Source organism: Pantoea sp. X-Soil-MYKO-1785, assembly GCF_059730675.1.
On sequence record NZ_AP036002.1, the window covers coordinates 1 to 16,215 of the forward strand.

The 16,215-nt window shown below is 52.4% G+C and carries 14 protein-coding genes and 1 pseudogene; 5 read left to right on the plus strand and 10 right to left on the minus strand.

Annotated features, from left to right (window positions below; genetic code table 11):
- The first annotated feature begins 147 nt into the window (after window positions 1-147).
- On the plus strand, window positions 148-1,221 hold the full coding sequence (locus tag AC6I8D_RS23205; protein WP_312056599.1) for a RepB family plasmid replication initiator protein: 1,074 nt from the start codon (window positions 148-150) through the stop codon (window positions 1,219-1,221).
- Between the two features lie 1,750 nt (window positions 1,222-2,971).
- On the opposite strand, the gene AC6I8D_RS23210 is transcribed toward AC6I8D_RS23205, so the two are convergent.
- The 4 genes from AC6I8D_RS23210 to AC6I8D_RS23225 form a co-directional block, all read right to left on the minus strand.
- Window positions 2,972-4,165, minus strand: coding sequence for a diguanylate phosphodiesterase (locus AC6I8D_RS23210; protein ID WP_497821066.1), 1,194 nt, complete (start codon window positions 4,163-4,165; stop codon window positions 2,972-2,974).
- A 305-nt stretch (window positions 4,166-4,470) separates the two neighbouring features.
- On the minus strand, window positions 4,471-4,680 hold the full coding sequence (locus AC6I8D_RS23215; RefSeq protein ID WP_312760005.1) for a DUF1471 domain-containing protein: 210 nt from the start codon (window positions 4,678-4,680) through the stop codon (window positions 4,471-4,473).
- A 225-nt stretch (window positions 4,681-4,905) separates the two neighbouring features.
- On the minus strand, window positions 4,906-6,690 hold the full coding sequence (locus AC6I8D_RS23220; RefSeq protein WP_497821067.1) for an EAL domain-containing protein: 1,785 nt from the start codon (window positions 6,688-6,690) through the stop codon (window positions 4,906-4,908).
- 513 nt (window positions 6,691-7,203) lie between these two features.
- On the minus strand, window positions 7,204-7,428 hold the full coding sequence (locus AC6I8D_RS23225) for a DUF3606 domain-containing protein (protein ID WP_312056595.1): 225 nt from the start codon (window positions 7,426-7,428) through the stop codon (window positions 7,204-7,206).
- A gap of 379 nt (window positions 7,429-7,807) precedes the next feature.
- Here AC6I8D_RS23225 and AC6I8D_RS23230 point away from each other — a divergent pair, with 379 nt between their 5' ends.
- Together AC6I8D_RS23230 and AC6I8D_RS23235 are read left to right on the plus strand one after the other, a co-directional pair.
- Complete coding sequence (locus AC6I8D_RS23230) at window positions 7,808-8,047, plus strand: transcriptional regulator (RefSeq protein WP_312056594.1); 240 nt, start codon at window positions 7,808-7,810, stop codon at window positions 8,045-8,047.
- Window positions 8,048-8,215: 168 nt separating this feature from the next.
- A complete protein-coding gene (locus tag AC6I8D_RS23235; protein WP_312056592.1) occupies window positions 8,216-8,710 on the plus strand; it encodes an Hsp20 family protein in 495 nt (164 codons plus the stop codon).
- A 109-nt stretch (window positions 8,711-8,819) separates the two neighbouring features.
- On the opposite strand, the gene AC6I8D_RS23240 is transcribed toward AC6I8D_RS23235, so the two are convergent.
- From AC6I8D_RS23240 to AC6I8D_RS23250, 3 genes are all read right to left on the minus strand, one after another.
- The gene (locus AC6I8D_RS23240) at window positions 8,820-9,590 is read right to left on the minus strand and encodes a MerR family transcriptional regulator (protein ID WP_312056591.1); all 771 of its coding nucleotides are present in this window, start codon (window positions 9,588-9,590) and stop codon (window positions 8,820-8,822) included.
- A 210-nt stretch (window positions 9,591-9,800) separates the two neighbouring features.
- Window positions 9,801-10,010, minus strand: a complete 210-nt coding sequence (locus AC6I8D_RS23245; protein WP_312056589.1) for a CsbD family protein — start codon at window positions 10,008-10,010, stop codon at window positions 9,801-9,803.
- Window positions 10,011-10,158: 148 nt separating this feature from the next.
- Window positions 10,159-11,379: a diguanylate phosphodiesterase gene (locus tag AC6I8D_RS23250; protein WP_497821068.1), complete on the minus strand. Its 1,221-nt coding sequence runs from the start codon at window positions 11,377-11,379 to the stop codon at window positions 10,159-10,161.
- Window positions 11,380-12,429: 1,050 nt separating this feature from the next.
- Between AC6I8D_RS23250 and AC6I8D_RS23255 the strand changes: the two genes are divergently transcribed.
- Window positions 12,430-12,714 carry a DNA polymerase V subunit gene (locus AC6I8D_RS23255; RefSeq protein WP_497821069.1) on the plus strand — a complete coding sequence of 95 codons (285 nt, stop codon included), beginning with the start codon at window positions 12,430-12,432 and terminating at the stop codon, window positions 12,712-12,714.
- 31 nt (window positions 12,715-12,745) lie between these two features.
- On the opposite strand, the gene AC6I8D_RS23260 is transcribed toward AC6I8D_RS23255, so the two are convergent.
- Window positions 12,746-13,066 (minus strand): hypothetical protein, encoded by a 321-nt coding sequence (locus tag AC6I8D_RS23260; protein WP_312759998.1) that lies wholly within the window; start codon window positions 13,064-13,066, stop codon window positions 12,746-12,748.
- A gap of 967 nt (window positions 13,067-14,033) precedes the next feature.
- On the opposite strand from AC6I8D_RS23260, the pseudogene AC6I8D_RS23265 reads away from it, so the two are divergent.
- A pseudogene (locus AC6I8D_RS23265) lies at window positions 14,034-14,439 on the plus strand (methyl-accepting chemotaxis protein); the annotation flags it as partial.
- A gap of 52 nt (window positions 14,440-14,491) precedes the next feature.
- Here AC6I8D_RS23265 and AC6I8D_RS23270 read toward each other — a convergent pair.
- Together AC6I8D_RS23270 and AC6I8D_RS23275 are read right to left on the minus strand one after the other, a co-directional pair.
- Complete coding sequence (locus AC6I8D_RS23270) at window positions 14,492-15,295, minus strand: MBL fold metallo-hydrolase (RefSeq protein ID WP_497821070.1); 804 nt, start codon at window positions 15,293-15,295, stop codon at window positions 14,492-14,494.
- A gap of 37 nt (window positions 15,296-15,332) precedes the next feature.
- Window positions 15,333-16,205 (minus strand): EamA family transporter, encoded by an 873-nt coding sequence (locus tag AC6I8D_RS23275; RefSeq protein ID WP_497821071.1) that lies wholly within the window; start codon window positions 16,203-16,205, stop codon window positions 15,333-15,335.
- Window positions 16,206-16,215: the final 10 nt, after the last annotated feature.

The following is a 16,215-nucleotide window of genomic DNA, read 5'->3' on the forward strand; positions in this document are numbered from 1 at the left end:
GATCGCTAACCACTGTAGTGAGTAAATCAACCACTGTGGCGAGACAAAAAACCACTATAGCGAGTAGATTAACCGCTATAGTGAGTGCTAGTATCCACTGTATCGAGTAACGGCGACTCTCGCTTGTTCACATCACGGATCTTCCGCATGGCCAGAAAAGAACCAGATATCCTGAACATAGCTGAAGCGTTTAGCGAAACAGACAAACGTACCGGTGAAGTTGTTACCCTGACGCCTAACAGCAATAACACGGTGCAGCCGGTGGCTCTGATGAGACTGGGTCTGTTTGTTCCTACGCTAAAGTCCACGGCGCGCAGTCAGAAAAACCAGATGAATGCGATGGACGTCACGCAGGACCTTAAACAGTTATCTCTGGTCCGATCGGAAGGGTATGACAACATCAAGATCCTCGGCGCCCGGCTGGATATGGATAACGATTTCAAAACATGGGTGGGGATCATTCGTGCTTTTGCCACGCACGAGTGTCTGGGAGACACGGTAACGCTTTCTTTCGTCGAATTCGCCAAACTGTGTGGCATTCCCTCTGTTCGCCTCTCGTCGAAGCTCAGGAACCGTCTGGACGCATCACTGACGCGTATTGCCTCTAATACATTAACGTTTACCAGCAAAGGCGGCGAAAACTACACGACTCACCTGGTGCAGTCCGCCAAATACAGTATTAAAAAAGATACTGTGACGTTGCAGGCCGATCCGAAGATTTTTGAGTTGTATCAGTTCGACCGAAAAGTGCTGTTGCAGCTCAAGGCGATTAATGAGCTGGCGCGTAAAGAGTCCGCCCAGGCGCTTTATACCTTCATTGAAAGCCTGCCGCCGAAGCCTGCGCCGATATCCATGGCCCGACTGCGCGCCAGGCTTAACCTGACCTCCCGCGTGATCACGCAAAATGCGACCGTCAGAAAAGCGATGGAGCAGTTGAAAGAGATTGGGTATCTCGACTACACCGAAACTAAGCGCGGCTCGTCAGTCTACTTCTGGGTCCATTATCGACATCCTAAGCTGCGGCCGGCAGAACTGCCGCTTAGTCAGTCGGGTTTAATTGACGATGATATGGATGATTATGATGATATCGACAGCGATGCAGAGATCATGGATATGAGTCTGCCGGATATTATTCCGGAAGAAGAGAGCAGTGAGTTGGTGATGGTGTCACGTGAAGAGAAAGAGCTACTGAATAAAATCCGCAAAGAGAAAAAAGGCTAACCTCCTTGCGGCTCTACGACGCCTGGCAGCGAGTGAGAATGTGAGCAAGGCCGCAAACTAACCACTGTAGCGAGTAGGGCACCGTTTCGGGCAACCGCTGTAGTGAGCACTAACCACTATAGTGAGCAAGATCACTCGCTATAGTGGTTGTTCACCTCCACCCCTGGTATTCACTTACCTGTCAGCCCGTGCTATGAATGATGTTAGTGGTTACTGACATTGCTTTTCCTCTCTGCTGCACATATATCAAGCTGCTGCTGGGCAGTCAGCGCGTCAGAGATGCTCGCTACAGTGGTTATGGGTGGCGCGCTGATGAGACGTCCTTCCGTTCACACTCTGCTCTGGCACGCTGATAATATCGCGATCGCCAGTTTGACCATTCTCGCTATAGTGGTTGTTACCCGTGGCAACCCTGTCTGACTCCTCTTTTCTCCGCCTCGAAATGAATGTTCTTTGGCCCCTTTACGCTTCACAGTGGTTGGTTGCTGTTTTTCTAACCTATAGCGGCTGATTTTTTGTTCAGAAAATGTTGAGTTACACTGTTACTTCCTCGCTACAGTGGTTATCAATTGAGAACGGTCAGCGTGAAGTAAGTTAATACTCGCTACAGTGGTTACCAATTGATAGCAGATACCCTAATACAGGTTAAGTACTCGCTACAGTGGTTAGCAAATGAGAACGGATACCCTAAAACAGGTTAAATACTCGCAATAGTGGTTAGTCAGAACGGTGGATTTGAATTGATCTCTCCTGTTTGCCTGGTCACCGGCCTGTTTTCTAAGCTAATAGCGGCCTATTACTCGCTATAGTGGTTAGTTGCCTGATAGGCAGAGCTTCTCGCTATAGTGGTTGTTGAGCTGTCAGGATGACACTGACTGACACTGACGGGCGAGAAAAACCACGCATCGCGCGGTGTTTTACTCGCTATAGCGGTTAGCTGACAACGAATGCAGGCCATTACCACGCAAATCTGGTCGAATCGGCGCCTCCCTAACTGAACGAACCTGTCAGAACAGGCTATAAACGCGATGCTATCGACTACCTGCGCTCAGGCTACTCGCTACAGTGGTTAGCTAAGTGCGAAAAGCAGCGAAGAGGGTTAACCACTGCGATGAGTTATTGTGTCAGTCGCTGCCTGACGCTCTGCTGGGCAGCGTTGGTGGGAAGGACGTAATTTCTCGCTATAGTGGTTATCGGCGGCGGGGCACCGGTAGGCGGGCACTCACTACAGTGGTTATCCGGTGGAAATTTGGCCGGATAAGACTCTTCTGTCGGGAGCTCAGGAGCATAATTGCGCATAATCACTCGCTATAGTGGTTGTTAATGTCTCTGGCCGACTTTTCACGCGCTCTGGTCGATAGCTCTGCCACCTGATGCTGCGGGATGTCAAAGCGAAACAGATCTCAAAAGTGATACGGTCACTCGCTATAGTGGTTAGTCTGACTTTTTACTCGCTATAGTGGTTAGATGTAATAACCATGATTGCGGAAGGCTAAGCGAGGTAGCCACATGCCAGCGCTGCTGTCCCGAAGGATAAACCAGGGAACTTCAGTCACGGCAGTCCGGATGTGAAAGAGATCGGCTGTATCGGTAGCGGCCGCGGTTCTGACGTGAACATTCATTGTGGTATGCACTCCCGGCAAGGTTGTCAGCTGTGCGCGATCAATAGCGCAACAGGCGCAGCGGATCACGATAAAAAAAGCCCGCCATCCGGCGAGCCCTGCTGAGGGGGTAGCCCACTGTGCCGTGATTACATCGCTTCGCGGTATTCCGGCCAGGCGACCGACTCTGGATCATAACGTCCGGCGGCGGCGAACAGCGTCCCCTGAAAGTTAATCACGCCCGCCGCTTCCAGCCACATCCACTCTTCAGCCTGCACGATACCGGCTGCGATCACCGTAATTTCCAGCGCCGAGCAGCATTTGATAATCGCCTGTACCACCGCTTGCTTTGGTCCGCTGCGGTGAACATCGCGGGTGATACCGGCATCGATGCGGATACGATCTGGCTGAATATGGGTCAGTAACGACAAACCGGCCGAACCGTCACCAAAGTTGTCGACGGATAAGCTGATCCCTACCGCTTTAAGTTCGCGCACGGCTTTGGAAAACGCATCAAGCTGGGAGATGACAGCTGTTTCGCTGACGCCGATAACTACCTGCTCAGGCACCAGACCCGCCTGCTCAATCGCCGCTACAATCAGCTTCACCGCATCCGGCACCACCACCAGCGTCATAGGCAGCAGGCTGACGTAGAGCGTCATGCCGTCCGGGCAAACCAGACCGGCATGGGCAAAGCTCTTTTTCACTGTTTCAAGATCGTCGAAATAGAGCTGTTGGCTGGCTGAATCTTCTGACAGCGATCCTGCCGGGCGGTTAATGGTCGCTTCAATAGCGGTGACCTGACGGGCCAGCGGATCGACGACCGGGCGGAAGCTGACCCCTTCGGTGAGCGGTCTGGAATCCGGCACATCACTGCGTTCAGAAATGAATTCCCAGTAACCCGGCGGAAGAACTTCGTAGTAATTTTCTTTCTCGCGCGACTCAACGAAGGTACGCAGAAATTGCAGTGCCCGATCGTCATAGGTCAGGCGATATTTCGAGGTCCCTTTATCGAGTACCGCCTGCAGCACGGAGGAACGGTCGTGCTCGCGCAGATCGAACAGTTCCATGCCGGCATTACCAAAACGACGTGAAGGTGCATAGTCGCGCATCAATTCCACTACGTTGTGATGGCGTTTATCGGCGCAGATCCGTCCATAAACGGCGAGTATTCCGGCTTCAGGGCCTTCCAGCAGCTGAAAGAAATGGGTGCCGTTGAACAGTAAAATGCCGGTGACATCGTGGGCCGCGTTAATTTTGCTGGCGTTTTCGACCATTTCGGGCACCGTTTTAAGCGGAAAGTCATCCGAAATATGGCTGCGATATATTATTGTGGTCAGCATGTGCAGCTCCGATTTTATGTGATTGTCGGGCACACGCTAACATTGTTCAAATAATGTTGCATCTAACCTTATTTGCTGTCGCACACACTGCACCATCACAGGTGGGAGTAAGCGAAACGGCAATTTTGCCGTTAACCTGTTTTTAACCGTAGCGGCTAAATGCTGACCCGATCCGGTCCGCCTGAACCGGAGGCACTAATGACGTATAATGCGGAGTGCGAACAGGGACGCTGGCGGAGCGTCGTTAAAGCAGCAGGCAAAAAAAAAGCCGCCTTACAGGCAGCCTTTATACAGAACAGATGCACTTATTTAATTAGCTCAGCCGACACATAGGCGCGGTTGTCGACGCGGGCGCCAGTGATTTTATAGGACGCGCCAGCATCTTTCGCCTGTGCAGCGACTTTTGCTTCAGCCGCGTCCAGAGTAGAGGCGGTCGCCGTGATGGTCTGAGCAAAACCAGCGAAAGAAATCAGGGAGAGTGCAGTAGCAGCAACGAAAGTTTTGATGGTTTTCATGGTCATTTCCTCAGTTCATTTTAATTCGGAAGAGGCGTTCTGCCTCGATGGAATGAATAGTAGGCGCAATGAGGAAGAAGAAAAATAGCCTTATTTTGCTGTTAAAGGTCAATTATTTTGAATGACTGATTGGTGCCTGATCGGGCTGCCCGATCGCTGACAATAAAAAAGCGCTGTCTGTCACAGACAACGCTTTAGCTATTTTCAGCCAGGCCAGCGGCAGCCTCAACGGCATTCGCCGCGTAGCTTCCAGTGCAGCCAGTGGTTAAGGGCTTCTTCAGTTAACGGTTTTGAGTAAAAGTAACCCTGTGCCTGATCGCAGCCATATTCGGTCAGCGAGGTCACGGCATCCGGGCAATCGACGCCTTCCGCCAGCACCACATAATCCAGTTCTTTCAGCATGGCGATAATGCTGCGGGCGATGATACGGGAAGCGGTATCTGAGGAAAGCTCACTGATCAGTGAACGATCCAGCTTAATCACATCAAGCGGCAGCCTTCGCAGATAGCTGATATTACTGTAGCCCGATCCGAAATCATCAAGCGAAATGCCAAAACCACGCTGTTTGAGCATTTCCAGACCGCGTAATGCCATCGGACTTTCAATGATGCGCTCCGTCTCCAGACATTCGATACCCAGCAGCGACGTTGGCAATTTTGCCTTCAGCATTTTATTCTCTAGCGCGGCGGCAAATCCCTCGCGTGAGAAGTCACGCACGCTGACGTTGACGGTTAAAGGCAGCTGGATACAGTTATTTCGCAGTCGCCGCAGACGATCCACCGCCTGATCGATCACCCAGGCCGTCAGGGTCGACAGCAGATCGGTTTGCTCTGCCAGCGGGATAAAGCTGGCCGGAGAGAGTTCACCGCGCGTAGGGTGATGCCAGCGGACCAGCGCTTCCAGACCGACCGGCTTACCGCTGTGCAGACAAATTTTGGGCTGATAGACCAGATAGAGCCCGATATTGTCACGCAGCGCCATTTTGAGATCGGTCATCAGAACGAAATCTTCGGTGCGCTGCATTTCGGTGGCGGCGTCAAAGCGTTGCGATGGCACTCCCCGGCCCACGGCTTCGTTGAGCGCACTGACCGCGCGACGGAGCACTTCAGGTGCCGGCACGCTGCCCGCAGTAAAGTCGGCTTCGCCGGTATGCGTGGTGAGCGCCACCGACAGCCCTTCATCCATATCGGCGCTAATCCCTTCCAGACGTCCTGCGACCCACGCTGCACTCAGACGGCTGTCTGCGCGGGTCAGAATAGCGAACCGACCGGTTGCAACCGTATAGAGCATTTCACCGACCGCCGGACGCAGACGCAGCGGCAACAGGGTCGCCATATCTTTGAGCAGACTTTCAACCGGTCCCATACCCATGGTGCGAGCCAGCTCGTAAGCGCGTGACATATCGATGCAATCAATCAGCACCAGACGGCGCGGCGTGGTATCGCCCGCCACGGCCAGATATTGCAGATCGCGGATCAGCCGCTGACGATTTGGCAGGCCCGTGACCGGATCGGCAAAGCCAGCGGAATGCCACGCCTCCAGAAACGACATCACCAGCGTAGAAAGTAATTTCAGCGTCGTGACCTGATCGACACTAAAAGGGTGGGGCTGCGTATCGGTAACACACAGGGTACCCAGAATAATACCTTCGCGGTTTTTTAACGGCACGCCGGCATAAAAGCGAATAAAGGGCGCGCCGGTAATTAACGGATGGGTAACAAAGCGCGCATCGAGATAGGTATCAGGCACGATAACGGCGCTATCACTGTCGACTACATGACGGCATAAGGAGTCCTGGCGCGATGAACGCTCAAGAGCAAAGTTGTGTGCTGCGCGTACCGTCTGATATTCATCATCCAGCACGGAAATAAAGCTGCCCGGAATACTCAGTGCCTGGCTGGCTAACCTGACAAATTTCCTGAGGACATCGTCGCGGCTTTCGTCAGGGCGGCTGAGCGCCTGCAAAGCACGGGTACGGCGTTCGTCGTCGCCGTTTAAATTTTTTAGCATCTGTGTGTGTCCTTCGTACTGTCTGGTGACGGCACGAAATAAAAAGAGAAATTGTACGGTAACTGACCGGAACGATGTGCGGGTCGGGCGAAAGGAAATAATGCGTAATTATAGTTTTCACTGCGATGATATGTGACTCGACGGCGGGTGTCTCTTATTATTTTCTTTAACGCATTTGATGCCTGTTTACGATTCGATAATTTTATCGACAGTCGTTTTTATTTTCACCGTCAGGCCGCAATACTCTCCAAAGCGGCTAATCGTTTATTACCCGATTGGTAATCAATTATCATTCATTCTGCAGAGAATTAAGTTGGGATTATTTTAATTGTTAAAATTGAAGTCAGCGATAAAACCGTCACTGTGTTGGACGACAGGTGTGGGTAACTTTCTAAATTATATGATGAAAATTCAGCAGGGCACCCAGACCGGGATAGATCCGCGATCTGAGTTAACCTCACCGCAGTCAACAGGAGGAGCAACGCTGGCGCTGATGCTCCAGCGGCAGTCCGTTTAACGCTTGTGTTCTGTTTTGGACTGCTCTGGATGCCGTGGCGGCGGGTTTTTTTCCAGCCAGTCGCGCACGTGGTCTGCCTGCGGCCCGGTCTCACGGATGGCGCGTGTCAGTCGATCCTGGGTAGTTTTAAGCTCCTGAGTCCAGTAAGTGATCTGCCACTGCTCTCGTATCTCCACCCGCGACAGGTCTTCAGGCATACGGCGCTGAATAGGGTTTTTCATCTATTTATTCTCCTCTGTTTTTTTCGGTTATCTGTCCTGAAAAATTTTTCCCAGGCTAAACCGACTATCCTGGTGAAGGATGGAGAGGCAGGGTAGCGGAATAATCCCTGAATTAACGCGCGAGAAAATATCAGGAAAATTCCTGGTGTTGGAAATAAGGCATTCTAAAAATCTGAAAAATGACGATTTACCGACAGATTTAGCCGCTTCGCTTATTCACTGACTGTACTTAAAAGATAAGCCCGACATTTGACATTTAATTAAAATGGTCAATTATTCTCATGTCAAAACGTCCGGACCGCGTTCTTCACGCTTCGCTTTCGATAAAAAGTGGCGTGAAATATTTTTGCGCGGGCCCCCTCATTCAAAGGAGTTTTTTTTGGTTAATCGTCCTCCCCGGCAGCCTGTAGTGGTTCAGAATAATGTGCGTGAACTTCGTCTTGCTGCTGGACTCTCTCAGCAAAGTGCCGCCGAGCGCTTCGACCTCAGCCTGCGTGTCTGGCAAACCAAAGAAGCCGCAGTAAATCCGACACCGCTAAGTCAGGGTGAATATGAATTACTGCTGCTACTGGCCGGCCAACACCCGCATTTTTGCCTCGCTCCCCATGCAAAAAAATAGCGGATTACAGGCACGATATTATCTTTATAAATCTTTGGTTTTACTGGAATAAAAAATTTATTTGCCGGGCTTGAAAGCGCAGTAAAAGACCTTATCTGGAGTAGTGACCGGCGATTGAAAACCGGTCAGATGAGCTTTTGGATGAACATTATTCAGGAGGTTGTCACCATGTCTTTACATCAGTTTTCTGTCTTCCCATCGCTGGCCGATTCCGTTTTGTCAGACCGCTTTAGCCGTATCGATAAACTGTTCAGCCAGCTAACCGGCGACAGTCAGATCGCCTCGGTACCGGCTTACGATCTACAGCGGGTTGACGATGTCCGCTATGCACTGACGGTGAGCGTGCCCGGCTGGAAAGAGCACGAGCTCGAAATTGAACTGAGCGGCGGACGCCTTTCGGTCGCCGGTAAGAAAGAAACCACGGCATCCGACGCGTCTGAGGAAGCGAAAGAGGAGAAAAGCGGCTGGATCTACCGCGGCATCGCGCGTCACGATTTCCGGCTGAGCTTCTCGATCCCTGAGCACATGAAAGTTACCGGTGCCAGCCTGGCGGATGGCCTGCTGAACGTAGGCTTACTGCAGGAGATCCCGGAAAGCGAGAAACCTCGCCGTATTCCGATTGAGGTTGGCGGGGCACCCCGGACGCTGGAACATCAGAAATAAGCTGTTGGGGTAAACACAATGGCGGAAGGTGACTCAGGTGGCCTTCCGCCTTTTTTATCGTCAGATTCGGCCGGGTTTTATCCGCTCGTGATGCTGCGGCAGGCCAGCATCAGGCGCTGGCAGCCAGCAGGCTGGTTTCAGTTTCAGCTTTGAGCCGGGTGTCGGTTCCGGTCAGCATTACCGGTTTGCCCGCCTCCAGCATCGATTGATACGCCGCTTTCATCAGCGGAGTGATCCCATCACCGCACCACATCAGATGGTGCTCAAACCGGCGATGCGCCACGGCGGGTTCACCAGACGCAACTGCAGCCACCTCAACCCGGAATCCCTGTCCATTCAGTCGAATGGCCTCCATCCAGATTTCTGTTTCATCAGTGACGCTCACCGCTTCCAGAAAAAGCGGCACGGTACTGCGACGCTGGGCAGCCAGCGCCAGTCGTTCCCACTGGTTGACAATAGCAGAATGAAAGCGCTGCTGGCGCCCTGTTGCTCCTTCACTGGGGTCGCTACGTAACCAGAGATTCAGCGGTCGCAGATAACGATTAACATAATCATCGCCACTGTAGTTCGCGCCCATTATGCGTAATTCACGCGCGATATCGTCATCATCGTCATGCCGCAATAGCTGCAACAATTCTTCTTCCCGACAGATCCAGCCGCCCTGCAGCGTAAGCGCAGGCCAGCGAAGCGAAGCATGAATATCAAAAAGAGTATGCCCACCCGAAGTCAGGTCGCGCACACACAGCGCACGCGTTAGCTGGCTGTCGGAATAACCGGCCGGGCCCGGAGACGTCATGAGTCCGGCACGTCGCCAGCGGCGCAGCGTCTCAGGCAGAACACCGACGAGGCCACAGACCGTGTCGGTAGAGTGTTGGGGCATGTAAGATTTCCGCAGGCGATTCAGATCCCGTTGACAGGGACAAGGCCGGCAGTATGCGCGCCACGCCATGATAAAGAAACAATCATTTCCATAATAATTGCGGTCAGGAGATGTGATGAAGGTAGAAAGTCGGGACAGAGAGAAAAAAGCGCTCCGCAGGCGGGAGCAGATAACGAGCCGGGCGCGACGAGGCCCGGCGTGAACAGCGTATTACCAGCGGTATTTATTCGTATCTTCCCACTCTTTCACTTCTTTTTCGGCCCGATCTTTCTCGTAACCGTAGCGTTCCTGAATTTTACCGACCAGCTGATCGCGCTTCCCTTCAACAACGGTCATATCGTCGTCCGTCAGATCGCCCCATTTTTCCTTAACTTTACCTTTAAACTGCTTCCAGTTACCGCCAATGCGATCTTCATTCATGGTGAACCTCCACTTTAAGGCTGTTATCCAGGGGACTCAATCATTACCGGTCAGGCGTTATGCCTGCGGATGGATTAAGCCTGGCACAGCTTTTGCTGTTTGCAGCGAAGCGGTGTGAGCAAGGTCAAAATTCAGCTAAAAGAGTCGATCAACGCAGAAGACGTCGCGCAGGCCAGCTTACCGGCGGAATGGCATTAAGCGCTGGCCGGGCAAACAGGAAGCCCTGATAATAGCGGACGCCGGCGCTTTCCAGCCACAGCCATTCTTCAATCTTCTCTACGCCCTCCGCAATGACGGTGATTTCCAGCGCGCTGCAGCACTTAAGAATCGCCTGCACGATGGCCTGACGGGGACCACTGCGGTGGATATCCATAATCAGTTTTCGATCGATTTTAACTTTATCCGGCTGAAAGTCCGCTAACAGCGACAGGCCGGCAAAGCCCGCGCCAAAATCGTCGAGCGCCAGACTGATCCCGGCGGCTTTCAGTTGCCGAACGGCAAACTGAAACTCATCGAAGCGCGAAATAACTTCATCTTCAGTGACTTCGACCACCACCTGCTCCGGACGTAACCCCTGGCGGGTGATCTGCCGGATAAGCCGGTCAACCGCGTGTTCAATCACCACCAGCGACATCGGCAGCAGATTGACCGACAGGGTCTGATGTTGCATACCTACATGACGGGCCAGCAGAAACGCATAGTCCTTTGAAGCGAGATCGGCCTGGTAGATTTGCTCTTCAGGCAGCGCGGCAAAATAGTCCGCTGGCGACCTGCCCTGCGGGCCGCGGATCAGTGCTTCACAGGAGACAATCCTGCGATTGGCGACATCGACAATCGGCTGTAATGCAAATTCACATTGCTGGCCGGGGGCAGGGCGATAGGCTAACGGTGCATCCGCTAACGGCGGGGTAATCAGTTGCCACTCTTCTGCAGGGTCAATCGCAATAAACGTCTCTTTGTCACGCCCTTCAACAAACGAGCGTAAAAATTTCACTACCCGGTCGCCTTTCACCCGCTCGGCATTGAGCGTGACACGATTAAGCAGTGCATCAACCACGTTGCTGTCCCGGTAATCGCGCAGATCAAACAATTCCATACCGGCGTGACCAAAGCGACGGGCGGGCGCGTAATCACGCATTAATTCAATCAGATTGAAATGCCGATCGTCCTGACTGATACGCTGGTAGACAGTGAGAACCGCCTCCATAGTGCCTTCCAGCACCTGAAAAAAATGCTGGCCATCAAATAGCAGGATCCCGGTAACCTGAATCGCCGCATTTTTCGAACCGGCATGATCGACCAGCGCCTGCAGTCTCTCAGACGAGACGCAGGACGTAAGCTGGCTGCGGTAAATGATGGTGGAAAGCATAGGCGGACTCGCATGGCTGGTGGTTGCTTTGCAACCATAGCACAGCGCGATACGCGGTTAGCGGCATAACAGCGGCGTTTTAATGCTGCTACTGGGCGCATGGCTCGCTTCAGCCATCGGGCAGGTCACCCGTTTTGCTCGCTGGCGACGACTCTTTTAGCGCCATAAAGTCAATGGGAAGCGGCACAAAATAAAAGCCCCGCCAGACAGGCAGGGGCAAAAAACGGGCAGAACATATTTTTATAGGCTAACGGCTTCCCTGGTGAGGCGCCGGATAATAAGGGCTGATTGATTATTACGCGTTTTTTTCGACAGTTGCCATATCTCAGCTGGCTAATTATTAGCCGTAAAAAAAGCGCCAGAGCAGTATAAAGAGAAAAAATGATTACTTTCAACGGAATAACAACAGTGATTTTGGTAATAACCCAGAATGTTGAATTATCACGTTACAAATAAATAACCGTTCTTAACTGTTTCGATCGATAAATGCGCAATTTTTCTGAATTCTGACACGTGCTGATCCGCGTTATCACGCGACGATTCAGCCACTTTCAGCGGATAGCGAAGCGGGAGATAAAGACTGTATGTTGAATAAACATCCGCTCCGCAGGAAATAACCGGGACCAAAAAAAGAGCCCCCTGTAAAAGGGGGCAAGGGTAGGAGTTAGATCACTCTGTAACTGGAGTGGATTTCGTTACAGAGCCATTTAAAGATAGGGCAAAACCGTCAGCTTTGCCGTTACGCTTTTCTGATTTTTTAATTAGATATCAAATGATTAATAAGCGAAGGGTGAGTTATGTTCTTGCTTATCAACGCGTTACGCTTATATGAAAACGTTTTCTAAGATTTGGCTTAAAGTCATCGCAGCTGAAAGGTGAACAGAACGAGATCGTCAGGATGGCAGCTGCCAGTCCACCAGAAGCTGGCCGACACAACCCACAGGCAAGCCTTGCGCATCCAGCAATGACGCAGCAGAAAACAGAAGCCGCTTGATCATCCTGTTAATCGGTAATACTGTTTATCTATACAGTCTGTGTGAGAAAAGATGAATGTCACAGCCGGATGAGATTTATAGTGCGTTTTGTCAGGTCATGCGCCGGAGCGGTAAGGGCGGATGGACGGTAAGTACCCGTGATTTTGTTGCTGAACTGAAACGGCGCAACTGGCCACATAGCCTGCGGGCTGCTAATCAGTGGATCGAGATCCACATTACGCTGTTTCGTGACATCTCGATTGAGGCGGGTGACTATCGGTTATTTGAACTGCCGGACAGCGCGTTAATACCCGCATTAGCCACCACCGCGATTCAGCTATCTGACCAGCCTGATCGGTAACGATCAGGCTGAAGAAGAGCCGTCGCGGCTATCAGAGCAGGCGACTGGCTGAATGCCCGGTGGGGCGATTCAGGCTGGCTGGGAAATTCTTTTCGCAGCTGAGACGTGCAAGGTTAACCGCCACTTTGCGTTTTTTAAGCCGCAGTTTAGGCAACCACTCTTTGAACTGGGCGGTCAGCGATTTTGCCTGCTGTTCATTCACTACGCGGCAGATGAACAGCTTACTCTTGGTCTGACGGCTGACATCAATGGCATAAATCTCGACACGGTCGCCGCAGACTTCATATTCTACATCGGTAAAGTGCATATGTGGCCAAAGGCCGGTTCTGGCTTCAAAAGTTGCTAAATCCATAATCACTCCTTTTTTTATTGTAAGCGCTATTGCTGTGGACCTGGCCGAAGCCTGGTCGGGCCAGTGAGCATAGACCACTATTCTGTTTCTGCCAGTCCGATCACAGTTTTAAATTGGTCCTGACAGAATCAGTCAGATTCTGGTCACAGTTGTTCAGGCAGGCTAAAAGAATATCCCACTTTTTGATCAGATATTCTGATGATATGTGGCAACCCTGTTGTCTGCGCGGTGACCGGCTCCACAGCGCCTGACCCGCGAATAAACCTTAAGAGTCGGGGCTGCGGTCCACTCTTTTAGCCGACGACGCCCCGCCTGGAATAATTCCCGCTGCCGTTAATCAAAATTAAATTTGCACAATAAGCGGACTAATCATCAGGGATCAAAAAGTGACCGCCGGAGAGCTCCAGCCGCCCGGCAGGTTAATTGTGGCGTTAAGCAAAAAATCAATAAACCGCGATGAAAAATAATGTTTCTCATCCGGTCTTAATAGCGACGTCATCAAGACTGGCCCTTAGTTCAGAATACGCAGTGTGCAACTCAGAATAAAAAATACAGTAGCGGTAATTAATTAAAGACAGGTTAAACAGCGCCGATAAGATCGATTCAGCTAATCACTTTGTTCTTTTTTTAATCTATTACTCAGAGCACCTATAACCATTACACGGCGACTGTTATTGGTATTTCCACTGCTTGCAATGTCCGTGATTGCACAGTGATATCGGGCTTCCAGTCTCGTTTTAAATATGTGCAGGTGAACGCGATTCCCAGCATTGGTGATTTAAACAAATCGATCAGTGCTCCAATCAGCTCGGTATTGCGTTATATGGTTATCAAAGCTTGATGGATAACGCTAAACAGCCGGCCACCGAGCACCGGTTCGACCCGGATTGCTGTCAGCATCGACGATCTCTCTTCCCGCACTGAAGAGCAGGCCGAAACCCTGTCGGCGCTGGTAGCTTTCAGGTAGGCAGCCAAAGCCGCCCGCGCCGGGGAGCAGGGTAAAGGATTTGCGGTGGTGGCATCGGAAGTCCGGGCACTGGCGCAGCGATTGGCCAGCGCGGCGAAAGAGATCAAAGAGCTGATTGAGCAGTCAGTGGGTCACGCGCAGGAAGGGATCTCCATGGCGCAAAATGCCGTCGACAAGGTAAAACAAAGCGTCAGCGCCATTGAACAGACCTCTCAGCTGATGCGTGATATCTCTGCATCTTCAGCAGAGCAGTGGCATTGCGCAAATCAACATTGCGGCTAACCAGATGGATCAGGTCACCCAGTAAAATGCGGTTCGGGTTGAACAGTCCGCTTCCTCGGCGGATGAGCTGGCCGATCGTGCCGGAAAGCTGCGGAATAGGGTCGCGCGGTTCCAGACTGCCTGATTATCATTCCCGGACGGCGGCCTGCGGGCCGCTGTTTATCCCGGTTCTGCGGTTACTCGTCGCGGTCCTGCAGACAGTGCAGATAGATTTGCCCCGATCGCATCACCTTCTCTTTCGCCTGCTGGCGAATATCCTGACCTTCGAATGCGCCGTAAACCTGGCCGAACGTCACGCCCGACAGCCGTTGCATTATACGCTGCACCGCGGCAGCCGGGAGCGGCAGCATATTCGGGTAACTCCACATAAATGAAACACCATGCGCGCCGGGCGTGACCTGCAAAATGTCGCCCGCCAGGATCACGCCGTCACCTTCAGCCCAGTGCAGCACACAGCCGCCGGGAAAATGGCCGCCCAGCCGCAACAGCGTCAGTGAAGGCAGCAGCGAGAATGCGTCACCCTGCCACAGTTTAAGATGCGGACTGTCTCGCACAATCCATTCGCGATCGCGGGCGTGCAGATAAATCGGTGCGTTAAACGCGGCGGCCCACTCCTGCATCGTGGTGTAGTAATGCGGATGGGAAATAGCGATGGCCTGCAGCCCACCCAGCGCGTTCACCAGCGTCAGGGTTGCCTGATCAAGATTGGCAATGCAGTCCCACAATACGTTACCGTGCGGCGTGCGCAGCAGAAAGGCCCGTTGATCGATAGCAAATTTCGGCACGGTTTTGATGCTTAGCAGCGCATCGCCGTGTGCCGTCCATTTGTTGGCGTGGCGGGCGGTCAGCTGCTCGAAATCGATCCAGCTCTGGCCGCCTGCAGGCACATACTGACGCGGGTCATCGCAGATTTTACAGCGATCTGACAGGCTGTAAGGGGGCTGATACGCGGTGCCACAGGCGGTACATAACTTGATCATACTGTCCTCCTTCTCTCCCGGCAGGGAATGGGGTGAATTATGATGCCAGCCTGCCGCGCCACGCCTGCATCAGTCGTGCGCCATACAGGCCGATGGTCAGTCCGCTGACAACGATCAGCAGCGCAGCCAGTTTCAGCGCGGAGAGCTGCTCGTCGAAAATCCAGAACGATCCCAGTAAACCAAACACCGGCACCAGCAACGAAAGCGGCGCGACGGTCGAAACCGGATAGCGTTTTAGTAAGACATTCCATACCCAATAGCCGAACAGGGTGTTGGGATAGACCTGGAAAAGAATCGACAGCAGCGTTGTCCCATGGGCGTGAGTCAGTAAACCGTGAAAGCCACTCAGCCCATTAACAGCATAAGACAGAATGAATAATGGGATCGGCGCGAACAGGCTCGACCAGATTAAAAAAGCGAATACCTGATGACTGTTCGCTTTTTTATACAGGATATTGGCCACGCTCCAGGCGATAGCCCCGAACAAGACGCAACCCAGCCCGAGCGCTGAAACGGAGCCATCGGTCAGAAAAATAATGCACGACAAACCGGTGAGCGCAATGACGATCCCCGCCGACTGAAAGCGCGACAGCGGTTCGCGAAACGCCCAGCTGCCGAGTAACAGGGTAAACAGCGCGCTGAACTGCAGCACCAGCGACGCGACACCGGCAGACAACCCGAGCCGGATGCCGAGATTGACCATGCCCCATAAGCCGACGCCGAATACCAGCCCATAGCCGATCAGCCAGCGCCATTTCACCGCGGGCTTAGCGATAAAAAACAGCGCGGGCAGGGCGCACAGCAGAAAGCGGATGCCGGCAAGGACAAACGGGTCAACCTCTTTCAGCCCCAGCTTAATCACTGAAAAATTAATTCCCCAGATAGCGGTGATCAGTAGCGCCAGCAGCAAATGGTGGGTT

Excerpts from the sequence above, each read along its gene's own strand:
- AC6I8D_RS23220 (WP_497821067.1), bottom strand. The coding sequence starts at position 6,690 with ATGCTAAAAAATTTAAACGGCGACGACGAACGCCGTACCCGTGCTTTG.
- AC6I8D_RS23260 (WP_312759998.1), bottom strand. The coding sequence starts at position 13,066 with ATGGATTTAGCAACTTTTGAAGCCAGAACCGGCCTTTGGCCACATATG.
- AC6I8D_RS23270 (WP_497821070.1), bottom strand. The coding sequence starts at position 15,295 with ATGATCAAGTTATGTACCGCCTGTGGCACCGCGTATCAGCCCCCTTAC.
- AC6I8D_RS23225 (WP_312056595.1), bottom strand. The coding sequence starts at position 7,428 with ATGAAAAACCCTATTCAGCGCCGTATGCCTGAAGACCTGTCGCGGGTG.
- AC6I8D_RS23235 (WP_312056592.1), top strand. The coding sequence starts at position 8,216 with ATGTCTTTACATCAGTTTTCTGTCTTCCCATCGCTGGCCGATTCCGTT.
- AC6I8D_RS23250 (WP_497821068.1), bottom strand. The coding sequence starts at position 11,379 with ATGCTTTCCACCATCATTTACCGCAGCCAGCTTACGTCCTGCGTCTCG.
- AC6I8D_RS23205 (WP_312056599.1), top strand. The coding sequence starts at position 148 with ATGGCCAGAAAAGAACCAGATATCCTGAACATAGCTGAAGCGTTTAGC.
- AC6I8D_RS23240 (WP_312056591.1), bottom strand. The coding sequence starts at position 9,590 with ATGCCCCAACACTCTACCGACACGGTCTGTGGCCTCGTCGGTGTTCTG.
- AC6I8D_RS23245 (WP_312056589.1), bottom strand. The coding sequence starts at position 10,010 with ATGAATGAAGATCGCATTGGCGGTAACTGGAAGCAGTTTAAAGGTAAA.
- AC6I8D_RS23215 (WP_312760005.1), bottom strand. The coding sequence starts at position 4,680 with ATGAAAACCATCAAAACTTTCGTTGCTGCTACTGCACTCTCCCTGATT.
- AC6I8D_RS23255 (WP_497821069.1), top strand. The coding sequence starts at position 12,430 with ATGTCACAGCCGGATGAGATTTATAGTGCGTTTTGTCAGGTCATGCGC.
- AC6I8D_RS23210 (WP_497821066.1), bottom strand. The coding sequence starts at position 4,165 with ATGCTGACCACAATAATATATCGCAGCCATATTTCGGATGACTTTCCG.